18 protein-coding genes and 2 pseudogenes are annotated in these 15,760 nt (G+C 35.3%); 12 read left to right on the top strand and 8 right to left on the bottom strand.

Translation table 11 applies throughout. The features are described 5' to 3' along the window. The first annotated feature begins 151 nt into the window (after nucleotides 1-151). Nucleotides 152-709 carry a DUF402 domain-containing protein gene (locus tag MKX47_RS11150; protein ID WP_340774056.1) on the top strand — a complete coding sequence of 186 codons (558 nt, stop codon included), beginning with the start codon at nucleotides 152-154 and terminating at the stop codon, nucleotides 707-709. Nucleotides 710-807: 98 nt separating this feature from the next. Here the strand turns inward: MKX47_RS11150 and MKX47_RS11145 are convergent, their stop codons facing one another. Then, entirely contained in the window at nucleotides 808-1,008 is a 201-nt protein-coding gene (locus MKX47_RS11145; RefSeq protein ID WP_274310091.1) for a cold-shock protein, read from the bottom strand. Nucleotides 1,009-1,564: 556 nt separating this feature from the next. Between MKX47_RS11145 and MKX47_RS11140 the strand changes: the two genes are divergently transcribed. Continuing rightward, a complete protein-coding gene (locus tag MKX47_RS11140; protein ID WP_340774048.1) occupies nucleotides 1,565-3,160 on the top strand; it encodes an acyl-CoA dehydrogenase family protein in 1,596 nt (531 codons plus the stop codon). Nucleotides 3,161-3,183: 23 nt separating this feature from the next. Then, on the top strand, nucleotides 3,184-4,674 hold the full coding sequence (locus MKX47_RS11135; protein ID WP_340774046.1) for a class I adenylate-forming enzyme family protein: 1,491 nt from the start codon (nucleotides 3,184-3,186) through the stop codon (nucleotides 4,672-4,674). 60 nt (nucleotides 4,675-4,734) lie between these two features. Here the strand turns inward: MKX47_RS11135 and MKX47_RS11130 are convergent, their stop codons facing one another. The 3 genes from MKX47_RS11130 to MKX47_RS11120 all read right to left on the bottom strand — a co-directional run bounded on the left by MKX47_RS11130 (nucleotide 4,735) and on the right by MKX47_RS11120 (nucleotide 6,456). Further along, complete coding sequence (locus tag MKX47_RS11130; protein ID WP_340774044.1) at nucleotides 4,735-5,298, bottom strand: TetR/AcrR family transcriptional regulator; 564 nt, start codon at nucleotides 5,296-5,298, stop codon at nucleotides 4,735-4,737. Between the two features lie 189 nt (nucleotides 5,299-5,487). Then, on the bottom strand, nucleotides 5,488-5,853 hold the full coding sequence (locus MKX47_RS11125; protein WP_340777794.1) for a GNAT family N-acetyltransferase: 366 nt from the start codon (nucleotides 5,851-5,853) through the stop codon (nucleotides 5,488-5,490). A gap of 183 nt (nucleotides 5,854-6,036) precedes the next feature. Continuing rightward, nucleotides 6,037-6,456: a hypothetical protein gene (locus MKX47_RS11120; protein WP_340774042.1), complete on the bottom strand. Its 420-nt coding sequence runs from the start codon at nucleotides 6,454-6,456 to the stop codon at nucleotides 6,037-6,039. A 300-nt stretch (nucleotides 6,457-6,756) separates the two neighbouring features. Between MKX47_RS11120 and MKX47_RS11115 the strand changes: the two genes are divergently transcribed. The 8 genes from MKX47_RS11115 to MKX47_RS11080 all read left to right on the top strand — a co-directional run bounded on the left by MKX47_RS11115 (nucleotide 6,757) and on the right by MKX47_RS11080 (nucleotide 13,073). Beyond that, on the top strand, nucleotides 6,757-7,704 hold the full coding sequence (locus MKX47_RS11115) for a c-type cytochrome (RefSeq protein WP_340774039.1): 948 nt from the start codon (nucleotides 6,757-6,759) through the stop codon (nucleotides 7,702-7,704). Between the two features lie 541 nt (nucleotides 7,705-8,245). Beyond that, entirely contained in the window at nucleotides 8,246-8,569 is a 324-nt protein-coding gene (locus tag MKX47_RS11110) for a PadR family transcriptional regulator (protein WP_340774038.1), read from the top strand. Next, a complete protein-coding gene (locus MKX47_RS11105; protein ID WP_340774036.1) occupies nucleotides 8,556-9,155 on the top strand; it encodes a DUF2812 domain-containing protein in 600 nt (199 codons plus the stop codon). The genes MKX47_RS11110 and MKX47_RS11105 overlap by 14 nt, the downstream gene beginning before the upstream one ends. A gap of 259 nt (nucleotides 9,156-9,414) precedes the next feature. After that, on the top strand, nucleotides 9,415-10,095 hold the full coding sequence (locus MKX47_RS11100; RefSeq protein ID WP_340774034.1) for a hypothetical protein: 681 nt from the start codon (nucleotides 9,415-9,417) through the stop codon (nucleotides 10,093-10,095). Between the two features lie 597 nt (nucleotides 10,096-10,692). Then, the gene (locus MKX47_RS11095; protein ID WP_340774032.1) at nucleotides 10,693-11,085 is read left to right on the top strand and encodes a hypothetical protein; all 393 of its coding nucleotides are present in this window, start codon (nucleotides 10,693-10,695) and stop codon (nucleotides 11,083-11,085) included. Between the two features lie 104 nt (nucleotides 11,086-11,189). Next, the gene (locus MKX47_RS11090; RefSeq protein WP_340774031.1) at nucleotides 11,190-11,510 is read left to right on the top strand and encodes a DUF6572 domain-containing protein; all 321 of its coding nucleotides are present in this window, start codon (nucleotides 11,190-11,192) and stop codon (nucleotides 11,508-11,510) included. A 353-nt stretch (nucleotides 11,511-11,863) separates the two neighbouring features. Further along, entirely contained in the window at nucleotides 11,864-12,124 is a 261-nt protein-coding gene (locus tag MKX47_RS11085; protein ID WP_340774028.1) for a cell division protein FtsK, read from the top strand. A gap of 427 nt (nucleotides 12,125-12,551) precedes the next feature. Further along, on the top strand, nucleotides 12,552-13,073 hold the full coding sequence (locus tag MKX47_RS11080) for a general stress protein (RefSeq protein WP_340774026.1): 522 nt from the start codon (nucleotides 12,552-12,554) through the stop codon (nucleotides 13,071-13,073). Between the two features lie 205 nt (nucleotides 13,074-13,278). On the opposite strand, the gene MKX47_RS11075 is transcribed toward MKX47_RS11080, so the two are convergent. The 3 genes and pseudogenes from MKX47_RS11075 to MKX47_RS11065 form a co-directional block, all read right to left on the bottom strand. Next, nucleotides 13,279-13,713, bottom strand: a complete 435-nt coding sequence (locus MKX47_RS11075; protein WP_340774024.1) for a hypothetical protein — start codon at nucleotides 13,711-13,713, stop codon at nucleotides 13,279-13,281. Nucleotides 13,714-13,920: 207 nt separating this feature from the next. Beyond that, nucleotides 13,921-14,616: pseudogene (locus MKX47_RS11070) on the bottom strand (insertion element protein); the annotation flags it as partial. Nucleotides 14,617-14,641: 25 nt separating this feature from the next. Then, nucleotides 14,642-14,893, bottom strand: a complete 252-nt coding sequence (locus tag MKX47_RS11065; protein WP_340774019.1) for a hypothetical protein — start codon at nucleotides 14,891-14,893, stop codon at nucleotides 14,642-14,644. Nucleotides 14,894-15,036: 143 nt separating this feature from the next. Between MKX47_RS11065 and MKX47_RS11060 the strand changes: the two genes are divergently transcribed. Beyond that, complete coding sequence (locus MKX47_RS11060) at nucleotides 15,037-15,528, top strand: Crp/Fnr family transcriptional regulator (RefSeq protein ID WP_340774017.1); 492 nt, start codon at nucleotides 15,037-15,039, stop codon at nucleotides 15,526-15,528. On the opposite strand, the pseudogene MKX47_RS11055 reads toward MKX47_RS11060, so the two are convergent. Next, nucleotides 15,525-15,731 (bottom strand): annotated as a pseudogene (locus MKX47_RS11055) (PhzF family phenazine biosynthesis protein); the annotation flags it as partial. The gene MKX47_RS11060 and the pseudogene MKX47_RS11055 sit on opposite strands and share 4 nt — an antisense overlap. Nucleotides 15,732-15,760 lie beyond the last annotated feature (29 nt).

The following is a 15,760-nucleotide window of genomic DNA, read 5'->3' as shown; positions in this document are numbered from 1 at the left end:
TTATAAATCCAGGAAATATGCATGTTCGTGTTTTCTGGATTTTTTTTAGGTTGAGTTAGATTTGATAGGCATAATAAGCAGAGCTATTAAAGCTTGAAAATAAACAGACTGGCATTCTTATATGTATCAACAAAAATAGGGGGATAATAGTATGCTGAAAAAACGTTATTTGCATCGCAATGATTGGAGTAGAATAACAAGTCATCATTATTTTCAGCAGTGGATAGAGGAACCTGATTTTACAGGCTATGTTTCACTGATCGAAATGCATGAAGTAAAAGCACCTCTTGTGACAACGCAAGCAGGGCAAGAGCTACGTATTGTAGACAAAGATTACTCATGGCTACAGCAGCTCCCATTAAATGAGAACTTTGCGGTAACGACAATGTTCAATGACAAAGGGGAAGTTATTCAGTGGTATATCGATATAACAAATGAGAATGGTGTCGATCAAGGCGAGCCCTATATGGAAGATTTGTTTTTAGACATTATCGTACTTCCAACAAGGGAAGTGATTAAGAAGGATGAGGATGAAATAGAGCAGGCACTCGAAAACGGATGGATCTCAAAAGCACAATATGACCTTGCTTATGCAACGTTTAATCAACTACTAAAACAGATAAAGCAAGGGGAGCTCGAACTTTTAGCAAGTAGTAAAAAGCATCGAGAGTATTTGTTGCAAAATCATCCTACATCAAAGAAAGTTTAGCGATAAATTACACCTATTAAATTACGGTAGTGCGCAAGAATTAAAAAAAGAGGCTCTCTAATGAAAGAGAACCTCTTTTGTCGTTACTTCAATAAAAATTAAAGTTTTACGATGTTAGCAGCTTGTGGTCCACGTTGACCGTCTTCTACTGAAAACTCAACTTTTTGACCTTCTTCAAGTGATTTGAAACCTTCACCTTGGATAGCTGAGAAGTGTGCGAATACGTCTGCTCCGCCTTCAACTTCGATGAAACCGAAACCTTTTTCTGCGTTAAACCATTTAACTGTACCTTGTGCCATTGTAAATGACCTCCATATTGTTTTATTTAATAAGATCATTTGCTTCTAAAAAGAAAAAAATTCACGTATTGCAAAAAGTACCAACTAAAACGCGAATACTCTTTGTAATAGGTGAATTTATCAATATTGGATAGCTGACTTATTGATTTCAGTATACCTTTAAAAAGAGGAATTGTCTACTATAAAAACCGAAATAGTGCTTTAGTAGTGGTTTTGTATTACATTTCCTATATTTTTCATTGTATAAAATAACTCCGGCACATTCAAATGTTGCTTATTCTAGTGACGGTTCCGTTATTAAACCAAAAAACCATCATCCTTTCATTTATTTTTGAATTGTACAGATTGTGTACATGAAATCATCGATAATATTTGAGAATTTAACGGCATAATTCCCATTGAATACGTAATGCTTCACCCCTGTAATTTTATTGTAGAGAGTAATTTTGAGTTTATTCGAAGAGAATTATGTTGTAAAACAGAAAAATAAAAATAAACAGTGTTTACTTTTTCTGTTTATATTGTTAAACTATTTTTAAAATAGGGGGTGGGTTCAATGGAAATGGCAACGAAAGTACAGGATTATTCCTTTAAGCAATTTTTAAAACTCCGAAATAGCTTGAATGATTGGGATAATCCCTTTTTACAAAAGCTGTTCCAACAATTACTGCAACAGGATTACGAACAATTTGCAACGGACTTAGAGCCGTATATAAAAAGGTTGTCTACAACATGGCGCAATACAACAAATGAAATTGCACGACCTGAAAATGCGCCAACCATTCGCCATTATAATGCCTACAATGAGCGAATTGACCGAATTGTACGTCCGTTAGAGGCAATTCAATTAACCGAAGAAATTTTCAATGATGGCTTATTTAGTGCACATCAGCAGCCGTATAAGGGTATCGTGAAACGCTATTTTTTACACGGCAATGGGGAAACGGGCATTACATGTCCACTTGCTTGTACGGATGGACTCATTGCGTTAATTGAAATGTTTTATGATGAGGTGCCGCAAGCGGTGAGAGATATTTATGAACATGCGAAAAATGGACGTAATGGACAATTTGCAATTGGAGCGCAGTTTATGTCCGAAATTCAAGGCGGGTCGAACATCCCAGCAAATGTATTACGCGCGGTTGCGCATGATGACCATTATTTATTATATGGCAATAAGTTTTTCTGTTCTGCTGTTCATGCTGACTATTCTGTAGTAACGGCACGAATCGAAGGAACCGAGGATATCGCCGTATTTGTTGTACCGACTTGGTTACCGGGGGATAAAGAACTCGAGCGACGCAATCATCATACGGTTAATCGTTTGAAATGGAAGCTTGGCACGAGTGAATTGCCATCAGGGGAAATTGATTATAATGGGGCAGTTGCCTATCGCATCGGGCCGCAAAATCGTGGGGTTGCGCTTGCGGTAAGTATTGTATTGACACGCTCTCGTTTAGATATTGGTTTTTCGAGTGCAGCCTTTGTGATGCGAGCAGCACGTGAAGCGATGCTGTACGCGCGATTCCGCCAAGTATTTGACCGGAAAATTGATGAATTTCCAATGGCAGCAGCTCAGCTAGAGGATTTACAAGATGCGGCAAAACGTATGGCAGCAACAGCCTTTACGATCTATGAGCGCTTTTTACAAACGGACAATGAGGATGCCGTTCAAGCGTTTGCCACACGTGAAATTATTTTACTACAAAAAATATTTGCCTCAAAAGAAGCCGTTGAAAAATTACGTCTTGCCATTTCTATCTTTGGGGGACATGGCGCAATTGAAGACTTTTCTTCGATTCCAAGATTATTCCGAGATAGTATGGTCAATGAGTTATGGGAAGGGCCGCGCAATGTATTGCTCGCACAAATCTATCGTGATTTACACAAAATAACGAAAACAATCTCATTGCAACGAATTTTACAAGCGATGTTTCCAAATGTATCGCTGGAGCAATTACAAGCAGCACAACAGGAATTGCAAAGTATTATGCAAATTGATTTAACGGCAATGCCTACAAAGGAAAATCGCCAAGCAGCACGAAGATGGGAACAAGTTTGGGAAGCTTTATTTTTAACCTATCAACAAAATATTGTAGAGAACTTAGAAGAAACATCGATTTTGCCAGACCAATTGTTAGCACAAATTTAAATTCATTTAAGGGGTGTATTTAGATGGGAATGAATATTGGACAAATTTTAGCAAGTCGCGCTTCATTAACAGGGGGAAAAGTTGGTTTTATTAACGGAGATAAGCATATTACATTTACTGAAATGAACAATCGTGCCAATGCGTTTGCGGCTTATTTGCAAAGACAAGGCTTACAAAGCGGAGATAAAATCGCACTTCTTTGCAAAAACAATGAAGATGTTGTCGCAACGTTTTTCGGCGCGGCCAAAATTGGGGTAGTGACGGTCGTAATGAATTATCGCTTACAACCCCAGGAACTGGATTATATTTATTCGCATAGTGATGCGCAACTATTAATCCATGATGTTGCGTTTCAGGAGATTGTTGACCAATTAACCGTTGTATCACAGGCCATTTCACATCAATCTACACCGAGTTTAGCAGAGATTTATGAAGAAGCAGCCGTTGAACCGGTTCAGCATACTTCTTCGTTTGACCCGATTTTAATGATGTACACTTCAGGCACGACAGGTCGTCCAAAGGGTGCGTTAATTTCGCATAATAATTTACAGGCGGCTTCAATTGGCTTATCCCATACGATTGATTGGTGGGAGCAGGATTGCTTTTTAATGGTTGCGCCGTTCTTCCATATTGGAGGCTTTGCACCATTAATTACGAATGTCCATACCGGTGCAACAATGGTATTAATGGAAGATTTCCACCCAGTTGAAGCATGGAAATTAATTGAAAAGGAAAAAGTGACGTCTTCCATGACTGTTCCGGCAATGCTTGCGTTTTTACTACAAACGTATCCAATGGTAAAATCCGATATTTCATCGTTACGTTATATTACTTGTGGCGCTTCAGCCGTTCCAGCACCACTTATTTTAGGCTGCCGTCAGCTTGGTATTCCAGTGCAACAAGTATATGGCATTACGGAATATACAGGAGCGGTTTCGTTTTGGAAGCCGAGTCAAGGGGAAGAAAAATTCGATTCGATGGGCAAAGTAGTGATGCAAGGGACGGTTCAAATTAAAGATTTAACAACAAAAAACGTATTACCGATAGGGGCAATTGGCGAAATTGTGTTAACGGGTCCGCAAGTTTTTGTTGGCTATTATAAAAATGATGAAGCGTATCATACTGTGGTTGAAAACAATGAATTTTACACAGGTGATGTTGGCTACTTAGATCCGGATGGCTTTTTATATGTGGTGGATCGCGTAAAAGATATGATTATTAGTGGCGGTGAAAATATTTATTCGGCTGAGCTAGAGCTTGTCCTTGCCCAACATGAAGCCGTTCAAGAGGTTGCGGTTGTTGGTAGACCGGATGAAAAATGGGGAGAAGTACCTGTTGCTTACATTGTGAAAAAGGCAGAGAGCGAGGTAAGCGGTGAGGACATTGTTGCGCATTGCAAATCCAAGCTCGCTTCCTATAAAGCAGTGAAGGATGTTGTGTTCGTCGATACATTACCACGCAATGCAGTAGGGAAAATTTTGAAAATGCAGTTAAAGGATTTACAAAATATTTGATGTGAAGGATGTGCAGTCATTTTGCTGCACATCCTCTATTTTTGAAAATATTCTTCAGGCTTATTTAGTGGGGATTTTTCGAAGAGTATGCTTCACTAACGATAATATATGTGCCAAGGATTGCTCTTTTGAATACTGTGGTAAGTTTTTATAAGTAATCAGCAGACCATTTAAAGTTGAAAATAGCAGCTGTGTTTCGACTTGAAGTTGTTCTTTTGTTGCAACATTTGATAAGGCCTCTTTAAATACCTGAAATAACTTGGAGGACTCCTCAACAAAAATTTGTGAAGTTTCGTCGCCCTTTGGTTGAAGCATAAAGTGTGACATCATTTGGAACAGTGTTTCATGCTCAAAAAAAAAGGTGATATAACCTTTTGCTACTTCATCAATGGTTGTGTATTGTGCGAGCTCCTGTAATAATTTTTTATTTTCATGCTGCATGGCGATTAAAAATAAGTGTTGCTGATCATCAAAATATTGATAAAGGAGTGCGGGGGAAACATTTGCCTTTTTTGTAATGTCACGCACACTTACTTCTGAAAACGTTTTTTTACTATATAATTCGATAGCAGCTTGAATCATTTGCTGGCGATTTTGTTGTTTTTTTAACTCCCTTTTAGACATCCTGTATTCACCTCATTATGAGCATTATAGCAAATATTTAGAATACGGGTAGAAGAGTATTATTCTGAAAGTATCAAATCATTTTCAAAATTAGAGCTACAATCTTGCATGTCATTAATTTTGTGCAAAAAAACAACCCAGCAAGCGTTGTTTTACCAAAGCCATACTGGATTGTTTCGTTATACTTTATTATATTCCAGACTGTCTTGCATAATTGCGTTTCATCATAGCGTTCGTTTGCGTCATGCCAAAATTTTTGTAATAAGGGACTAAATCTTCGTCGCAGCATAAATCAATCATGTACAACTCATTTAGCTGTTCAAGCATTCGCTCCACTAATTCCTTCCCGATGCCTCTATTTTGATAGGCGGGTAACACTTCAAGCAGCGGAATATAGGCACTTAGCACACCATCACTAATAGCTGTGATGAAGCCAGTAACTTGATTCGTTTCAGGATCAATCGCTAAGACAATATGTGAACTGTTTTGTAAAAGCTTCAAATGTGTAGTAGGACTTGGTGGATTTGGCCAATCAACGAAAAAGCCATTTAGCATGTTTTCTGTAATCGTTTCAGTATGTGTTTGATAATTCAAGTAAATCAGCTCCTATTCATTTTTTGAAATAGAAGGTGATCTCAATAAAATAACAACATCGTTCATTACCTCCAAAAGGTATTTGATACTTTTATTTTACAATATTTTGAATGTTATATCAATAGATAATATAGGCTACCATTTCTACTCTCGCCATTGAAACAAACTCAAAATAAGCGTCAATCCAGCGACTACTCCGAAAATGGTTTCGGAGGTTAAGCCAAGTAATTGCGGTAATGCTAAAAATTCAAGGTTTTCTAAAAACGCTGGGGTGAAGGCAAGGATTGGATAGTACAATGTCAAAGTAAGGCATGGAATCGTTACGCAAACAAATAAGCCCAGATTGAATTTTAGCTTTAATTGTTTTAGAAAAAGAAGGGCAATATAGGCTCCAATAATAATAGAAGTAATCGCAGACGTCCATAAATACGGAGCGAGGTTATATGTAGCACTAGCTAAGACTTTCGCTTGGTTGTTGATGGTCGTACTTCCGAAAATGACGAGTAAAAATCCAATCATCCAACTAATTTTGGCGAATAGCTGCCAATCTGATTTCTTTCTCATGAAAATCTCCTCCTATGCTATCTAGGTTACGATTGGAAATGGAAAAAAATTTACAAATGACTCGTGCTGTGAATTTACGTGCGGTTTTATGAAAGATACGTGCGATTCCTCAAAAATACCCATTAAAACGAAAAATAACAGTCTATCCGATAAATCATACACCCCCAATGTGAAAATATGATGAAAATTTTGTAATTGAAATGAGTTTGTAATATTCTCTTGAAGGCATTGCGACGACTTTGAAATATGCCCCCTTTTTGTGAGTACCTTTCGTACAATATAGTCAAAGGAGGGAGCGCAATGAAGAGTGTAGTTGCAGCAATCATAGGTGTTTTTATTTCCATCGGTTTAGGTGTAGGAGTGTACAAAGAATTTGTTAGTGTGGACCCAGCACCGGTTTCTGAAGAAGATGCGCCGAAAAATGCAATGGCGTTGGCACAGGAAAGAGAACCAAAATTCCCCGAAATTAATATGGATGACATTCCAAAAGATCATGAAAAATACGATGAGATTATTTATGGCTATAATTTAACGAATGAAACAAATGTCTATGCGGAAGATAAGGTCGGCGCGAATTTATCTTGTACGAGCTGTCACGCGGGTGCTGGCTTACAAGATACGGTAGCATCGTTAGTCGGTGTAACGGCTGATTATCCTAAATATATTGCACGAGCAGGGGATATTGTGACAATTGAAAAACGTATTAACGGCTGTATGGTGCGTAGTATGAATGGTGAGGCGTTTGAGGCAGATTCAGAGGAGTTAAACGCAATGGTCGCGTATTTTGATTACATTTCGGAGGATGTAGAAAAAGGGCAAAAACGTCCATGGGCAAAATCAGCTGATATGAAACAAGTCCCAACACCAAACGTGCAAGATGGTGAAAAATTATACAATAAATCATGTATCTCATGTCACGCAGCAGATGGTTCAGGCATTGGCGCCAATACAGGTCCAGCATTATGGGGTGAGGATTCCTTTAATGACGGAGCAGGTATGGCGCGTATGTCAAAAATGGCCGGCTTCATCCAAGCGTATATGCCAATTGGTCAGGAAATGACATTAACGGATCAAGAAGCTTCGGATTTAGCAGCCTACATTTTAATGCAGGATCGTCCAGAATGGGGCAAGCATGATAAAGACTGGCCAAAAGGGGATAGACCGTCAGATATTATGACAAAAGAACGCCGTGAGCAAGCGCAAAGCGGCACAATTGATTGGTCAGAAGTTTTAGCGGATTATCAATAAAATATGGTGAAAGGCTGTGCGAAATTGGTTGCACAGCCTTTTTTTTTATTAAAGTAAAATATTTGATTCATCACTGAATTCTGGGGTTGTTTTTCACCATTATTTATAGACAGGCGGTATGAATGGGTACTTTAAGTGGAAATATGCTCGATATTTGATTTTTATGCTCAATTTCAAGTGATTTATGCTCGAGTGTTTAGTTTTATGCTCGTTTTTGGGAACTTTATGCTCGATTTCTTAAATTTACGCTCGATTACCCTTATTTTACCAATATTTTCAGTATTAACGTACCAATAAAATATTTTTGAAAACGAATTGAATGCACAGAGGAGGAGTGGATTTGCATGTCATCCCCAACTTATGGTGATGAGCCAAATATTTAATAATTATTTTATTAAAAGTCAAGTAAATGTTTATAAAGCTCTATAATTTAATACAATGTCTCACATTCTAAGCTCTTGATTTTATATACAGTTGAAATGTATAGTTGGGCTGTATATAATGATATATAGTTGAACTGTATATTTACAAGGAGGATGTAATGAAAAGACATAAGTTATTACCATTAACGGAAACCATGCACTATATATTGCTCGCTTTGAGAAGACCTTTGCATGGTTATGCCATCATGCAAGAAATTGAAATAATGAGCAATGGAGAAGTACGTATAGCTGCTGGCACATTATATGGCGCGATTGAAAACTTACTAAAATACAACTGGATTGTCCTTGTTCCTTCAGATGATCCACGTAGAAAAACCTATCGCATTACAAAAGAAGGTTTAGGCATTTTAGAAATAGAAAAGAAACGATTCATGCATATTCTTTCACTTTATGAAGGAGGGGTAAATGATGAAAAAGCTTAAAATATTTACTAATGCTCAAAAAGAAGAGCAATGGTTAAATGAAATGCTTCAAAAAGGTTGGCAATTTAAAAGTGTAAATGGTATTAATGTGTATTCATTTGAAAAAACATCAAACAAGCAGCAAATTTTACGAATAGATTGCCAATCATTTGCGTCTAATGAAAAATTTAAGCAATATAAGGCTCTTTATGAAGAGTTTGGCTGGGTACATGTAGATGGCTCGCGTTCATCTCTGCTACAGTACTGGTTAAACCCAAGCAATAAAGACGATGCGTTATTTTCCGATCAATCATCTCAAAATCATTATTTACAACGTCTTAGCAAAATTTACGGGACATGTGCAGCCTTTTTCCTTTTACTTACATTTGGTATATTTCAATATTCATCACAGTTTACAAATATTAAAGCCGCTTATTTGACACCAGGATTATGGAACAAAAATGGCTTTGATTTTTGGAGTGCCTTTTTATTCGAAACACCCTTTGCCCTTATAAGATTTGGCTCACCATGGCTAACACTAATCTTTGCTGTCATCTTTTTTAATACGTACTTTAAATACAAAAAGGAAATAGACAAGGTTGTTTAATATAAACTATATTAGTCATATACTTTAGGGGGAAATGATGATCCAGATTGGTAATGGAGTTTTTATTTCACCAATGGATTTATAACGTATGCAAAATAAAATTAAATAGAAAATAATGCTCTGTGATGCTGCGAAAAATATTTTTAAAGAAGACGATTCGATCCACTTGTTCTGAATAGCGGTAACATATAAATATAATCCTTAAATAAATATGTAAAAGGATTAAAATTTAAAACTAAAACGGAGATTAGGAGGGAATATGAAGAAAAGGATAATTGCTATCATATTAACTGTCATCATGTCTATATTCGGCTTTTACAGAGTACTGCTGAGTATGCCGAGTGCTAAAGGGATGGATTTCATGCTCGTCATGGGAACGAACCTACTTCTATTAGGTATAGCCGCTGTTTTGTTAATAATCGCGCTCATGCTAAAGAATAGCGCGAAAACTAAGAATAACATCGTTTATTTGTATGTAACGCTTGCAACGGGGTACATGCTATTTGGTTTAATGGTTGCGCCACAAAATGAATTATTAAGTCAAGAAAAGCAATACGAACGCTTAATTGAGATTTTCGGAAGTGAAAAGGAACTAGTGTCGGAAATTGACGAAAAGTTCCGCGAAAAGAACTCAGATTCAAAATTAGAGCTGGTAAAAGGGACATATTCAGAAGAAGAATTAGAGTTCGCTGCTGATGAAAAAGTAGCGATGAAAAAAGTGTTTTTCGAATACGAGTATAATTTTGAAACTAAATACATGGATGAAGACGTAAAAGGTAACGTTCATTTAAGCTTCGAATGCGCTCCTAAAAGGAAAAGCGTAACTTGTGAAGTAAGTAATAAAACATTCAACGGAGTGACGTTGAAAAACGGAGATGCTTTACCACAGAAAGTAGAATGGAGTTTACGAACAGTGAACATGTTCTACGAAAAATTTTAAAAATAACTTTCGCTGTAATAATTCAAAATTTCTTGCGTAGTTAATTCCGTATCCGTGTTTAAAAAACAATGTAACTTCTTTAGTTTCAACAGTTCATTTGCAAATCAATAGAGAACAACTTCGCCGAGCTCAAGAGCATTTAAAGTGCCCTCGTAGTGATACACACGATCTTGTTCTTTTCCGACCGTCATGAGATCGGTATTCTTTTCGTCTATATGTGTCGCAACTTCTTTGACTTGTATTCGAATACCACTGGGGTAAATAAAACGGTTTGTTCTGATTGCACCAATGACATGCATACCAGCTATCGCATAACACATATGTAGGTTGCGGTACTTGTAGTAAAGCGCTGAGTAAATCAATGGACAATTTGATTTTACTGTCCGTCTTATCTTTTTGAAACAAGCAGAAGTCATATGGAATTGCTTGGTTTCTTTTTTTTATATAGTTTGGTTTTTATAATAAAGATTGATTATTTCGGGATGGCTAACGGGGGCTTTAGTGTAACAAACATTTTAAAAATCGTTCAACGAGGGTTTGGGAAGGTTGTACTTTAACTAACGCAGCAGTTTAATAAAATAAAATGGGGGTGAAATTTTGAAAAGAAACAAAGTAATAATTTTCATTATATCTGTGATTTTTTTATTGTGCTTATTGTGGATTTTATTTCCTAATAATAGTGCAGAAGTAAAAAGTTTCACCTATGAGATAGAGGAAAATAATGACGAACTTATTTTTGAAGTTAACTATCAATTTACTAACAATACAGGCAATTTTAGTTATGCTACTATTGTTTTAGACAGTTTATTTTATCAACGACTTAAGAATCCAGAATCTATTGAACCCATTTTTTTTAACGGTGGAGTATCTGGTTCTACAAGAATAATTATTAACAAAGAGGACTTAACTTCAGACTTCATTGAATCGGTAAAATCAAAGGAAAGAAATCCTTTTCATGCTATAAGTATAGGTGAAGAAATTAGTTTGTAATAACTCAACTAACGGGGTGCTTTAGTGTAACAAATAGTTTAAAAAATTCCCCAAACACTGCTTAGGGAACGACCACACTCATTCAATTGAATAGGAGTAGATCCATGTCAATATTAGAGGCTAATATAATTGATGGTATAGCAAAAAGTGAGGACGACAAAAAGATAATTTTATTAATTACGGATCATCTAAGTTGGGAAAATGAATATGAACATTTAAGTTTGCTACAGGATAAAATCAATGCCTATTTAGGTTACATTGAGTCAAAACAGTATGCCGAGTTATACGAAGATGTAAATTACGAGGAATTCATTATCGAAATTCATTTTAAGTATCATACAACTATTAATTGTTTGAAATTTATTGATATTATTTCTAATCAATTATTTTTATATAATATTGGTATAAAAATAATTAACGTGTAAAGTAAGGATTTAATTTGTTGCACCATTTTTTCGATTTAACAGACTTACCTTCTCGAATTAGTCCACCAGATTATATTGTGATTAAGGTATTTTTGAAGATTCGTGAAAAAGAAAGTTTGATTAGTAAATAATACACATCCATACTAAATAACGTTCCAAATACGAATTTGGGAACGAGATTGGACGCTTGTATTCATAATATAAATCCTAAAATTTTGAAACTTTTATATTTGTTATTTCGTAATGTAGGTAAGAAATAATTATTAATGTAAAGGAGAATTATGCATATCTTTAAAAAAATAATTGATTTTCTTAACAAAATGAAAAAATTTGATATTTGGGGAGACACAGATGTGGAATTAACTGAGGAACAAATGAAGCATATTCGAATCCAAAATCCATATGGCATGATAGCGCTTGTTCTTAGTATATTGGCATTTCTTTTCCCGAAATACGGTCTATCCATAATTACTCTGATTTTTTGTATACTTACCTACTTTACATTTGATAAAGAAAAAGAAGATAACCCATGGCCATTTTATATTGGTATCATAATTTCATTGATTGGATTAAAGTTGTTTTTTACAGGCGAAACACACGAAATCATAGTTTGATTTTATGATAATAGCCTATACACCTCATAGTTAAATAACATTCCCAAATCAAGTTTGTTAGCAAACTTCTTTTTATTACCGATTTCCAGAATCGGATAGCCTATTTCCTTTTGATTGAAACCCTCTATTTCAAAACCTTTCATGCTACAATATGTAGGCAGCATTTTTCAGCTGACTCCTTTTTCGGAAGGAGGTGTATCATGTGCAAAAGTTTTCCCGGGTGAAATGAGTGAAGGCCGAGCGAAAGAAAAAGTGAGAAGAAGGACTGACCAGGTGCATTCACTGAAATTTTAACAAACGGGGGTTGGGTGCGATAAGTAATTGAATACTATTTTTGTAAATAATAGTTATGGGAAAATAGAACTTTTTCTTGGTATATTCGTATTGAAAAGTAGTTTTCTTATTAAGAAAGAGGTGAGGAATAACTTTGAAAAAAACATTAGAAAATAGGTTGACTTATTTATATACAGGAGAATTATTTTCTATAATCACTTTTATTCCTACTAGTTATCTAATAAATTATGCATTTCCCAATCTACATTTATATTCTCTATATTCATTTTGGATATCGTTTATCCTTTTAGAGTTTCTTTTGTTACAAGGAACAATTTATTGGTATGTAAAATTTAAAGGATTTAGAAACGGGAATAACCCTACAACTCCGATTAAGGTTGTGCGACAATTACATAATTTAAAAACAGTTAATCTGATTATAATTGTAATCACAATTATAGTATTTGCCTTTGATCTCATAAGATTTTATCCATCTTTGCCAATAGGTGGCTTAATAGTTGCTTTCCTTATATATGTTTTTGCAATTTTAGAGTTTATTAATTATTTTTATATTCAACTCTCATACAACATCTCTAGTATTGAAAATTTGTTAAGAAATAGAAAATTGAAGACTTCATGTATGAATAAGGATTTTAACCGAATTAAAAAATTGTGATTTTAAAAGTAACAGGTTCGGTTGATGGGGAGAAAAGTACAATTAACCACGTAAATAACAGGTTAATCAGCGTATATTTCAACAGCACACTAACACTATAATTGACAATAAAAAACGCTCAGTTTCTGAGCGTTTTATGCTGTATTTTATTAGCTAATTTGAATTTCATCTACCCGATGGGAAGTGATGAATTATCTGGAGGCAGTTATTCCAAATATAAACTAGTTGAATATTCAATCCCATCTTCACCTATATATTTTCTTGGTGCAACTTTATTTAAAGTATAACTAAAATTTGGATTTCCTTTCACTTTAATCGTATAAGTGTCTTTGTTCTTTAATACACTGTATTTTTTATACTCTCCAGGAATTAGTTCCGTTTCAGTGATTGTAATATGCTTGTTGAAATCTTCTTTGGTAGAACCAATAATACGAGGAGAGGCCATAAATGAATTTTTTATTACGAGCGTCCCATCAATAGAATAGATTGCGTATTGCGTAGCACTGGTTTTGCTTGTTTGTTCTAGATAAAATCCTTCCCATTCCGATGTAACATTATTGTTCTTTTGCAGAAAAGTAAATATCAAAATTAAAATCAAAATTATCCCACCAAGCAATATAACCAATGTTTTTTTCGACATTCTCATCCCTCTTTCTTTTTTTTATATTTTTACTTATCTGTTATACGAGTTTCAAAGCAAAAAAGATTTATAAAATAGTAATAGGTTCAGTTGATGGGGAAATGCACCCGAACGCTAATACTATTTTTTTCAGAATTATCACCTCACTCCATTTTAATATTTTTCAAATTTGTTCAATTTTACCATATGATTATTTTAACATAAATTTTACCTTAAATAAATAATATCTTTTAAATCGAATTTTTTATCTGTAATTCCCAATCGTTGTGCAAGTGTTTTCATTTCTCCATTTGATTTAAAGGCGAAACAAAAATTGTAATACGTTTGCAGGATAGTAATCGCCATTTGAGCATATTTCGGATTGAAATTGGAATAAATATAACTTTTCCCGTCACGACGAGCAGTAGTTAAAGGTCTTTCTAAAATGGATAACCTTCTGCGTATTTGTTGAATAAAAGTATTCGTTGCATTGTCATTCACATTCATCATTAAAGCAGCGACGTCTTTCGGCTCCAAAGTAGAGAGGTTTGTTGTACAATCAACAGATCGCAGTCCTCTATCAATTGTAGCAAGGGGGTGTAGAATGGGATTGTCGGCATATTCTAGGTGTGTCCCTAATGCAGTAATCACTTCTTTGTGGAATGTATGCGTTTTGAATAGTTCCGCCATTTGTAAATAGGCTAATTTTCTTAATGACCTTGTTCGATAACCTCTCATATTTCCCCAATTTATTAAATCATATTTCGCTTGTTCAAATTCTTCACGAGCCTGTTTTCGGGTTTTAGTCTTATCTGTTTGACACAGAAAATGATGAGCGTCAGAAAGTCGTATTTCCTTTGAGAATACCCGATTAATCGAAGTCATAAGAGAACTATCTTCATCCGTCAAGAAACGCCACTTATCTTCTTTGGTAGCCAAACGCTTTAATTTAGCCAATCTTTTCGTCACCTACTAAATTTTCAATCCCGAGTTGTATCACTATCCTTCTGTTATTCCTCTTCTGTTCAATCCAAGCGATAAAGTCTTCGTCCTCCACAAGATTGAGAAGAAATAATTTAACTACTTCATTTTCACTATGCTCTGTGTACTCTGCATAGTTTTTCACGATATTCCTTGCCCTTTCCGATACGAGCCAATCTACCTTCTCTGCATTGTGATTTTTGGGTTTAATGAACTTCATCACCAATTCATTTGTGAATTGTGTCCCCAATTAGTTTGTTTTTTTATGTTTTTCCCCATCACCCAACAACCCTATATTTCATTTTGGACATATGTCCTTTTTGATATGATAGAAATAACGTATGGTAAAAAGGGGGGATTTCAGTGAAACTATTAAACGATCAAAACGTGATTACACAATACAAAGAACAAATTCATAAAAAGTATCCAATCGAAATGACTGCCCTTGAGTGGCGTTCTTTTTCTCCTGGAGAATGTATTTATGAACAAGGGTTCCCACTGCCCTTTCTATCTTTTCTCGTAAAGGGAAAGGTCAAAATACACACGACTTCAGAAGAAGGAAAACAATTAATTGTCGCCTTTAACAAACCGATTGAATTATTTGGGGATGTAGAGCTCATTCAACAAGTGGATACTTTGCATACGATTGAAGCCGTGACACCCGTTTATATCGCTATACTACCATTAGCAATAGCACGTAGCTGGCGTAAGGATACCGTTTTTAATGAGGTATTACTCCAATCAATTAGTCGAAAATTTTTAACGAAATCATCGACACTTTCTTTTCACCTATTACATGAGGCAGATGTTAAATTGGCAAGCTATTTACCTTGCTCCATGACGATTAAAGATTAATGAATAGTAATAGGCAATGTGCCTGCGATCGTTATCATGAAATAGGTGTGATTATCTTGCACCTTTTTCTCGTGGAGTAACGCTTTAAATGTAGCAATTGTTGCATGCCCACAAAGCGCTACCTCTGTATTTGGCGTAAAAAAGCGTACGTCAAACGTATCACTGTCGAGCTGTTTCACAAAGGCTGTTTCTGAAAAAACAACCTCTTTAGCAAATGCTTACATAAAAGCTT

The organism is Solibacillus sp. FSL R7-0668, from assembly GCF_038006205.1.
Classification (GTDB): Bacteria; Bacillota; Bacilli; order Bacillales_A; family Planococcaceae; genus Solibacillus.
The sequence above is the reverse complement of the archived record's forward strand: the minus strand, read 5'-3'. Positions and strand labels throughout refer to the sequence as shown.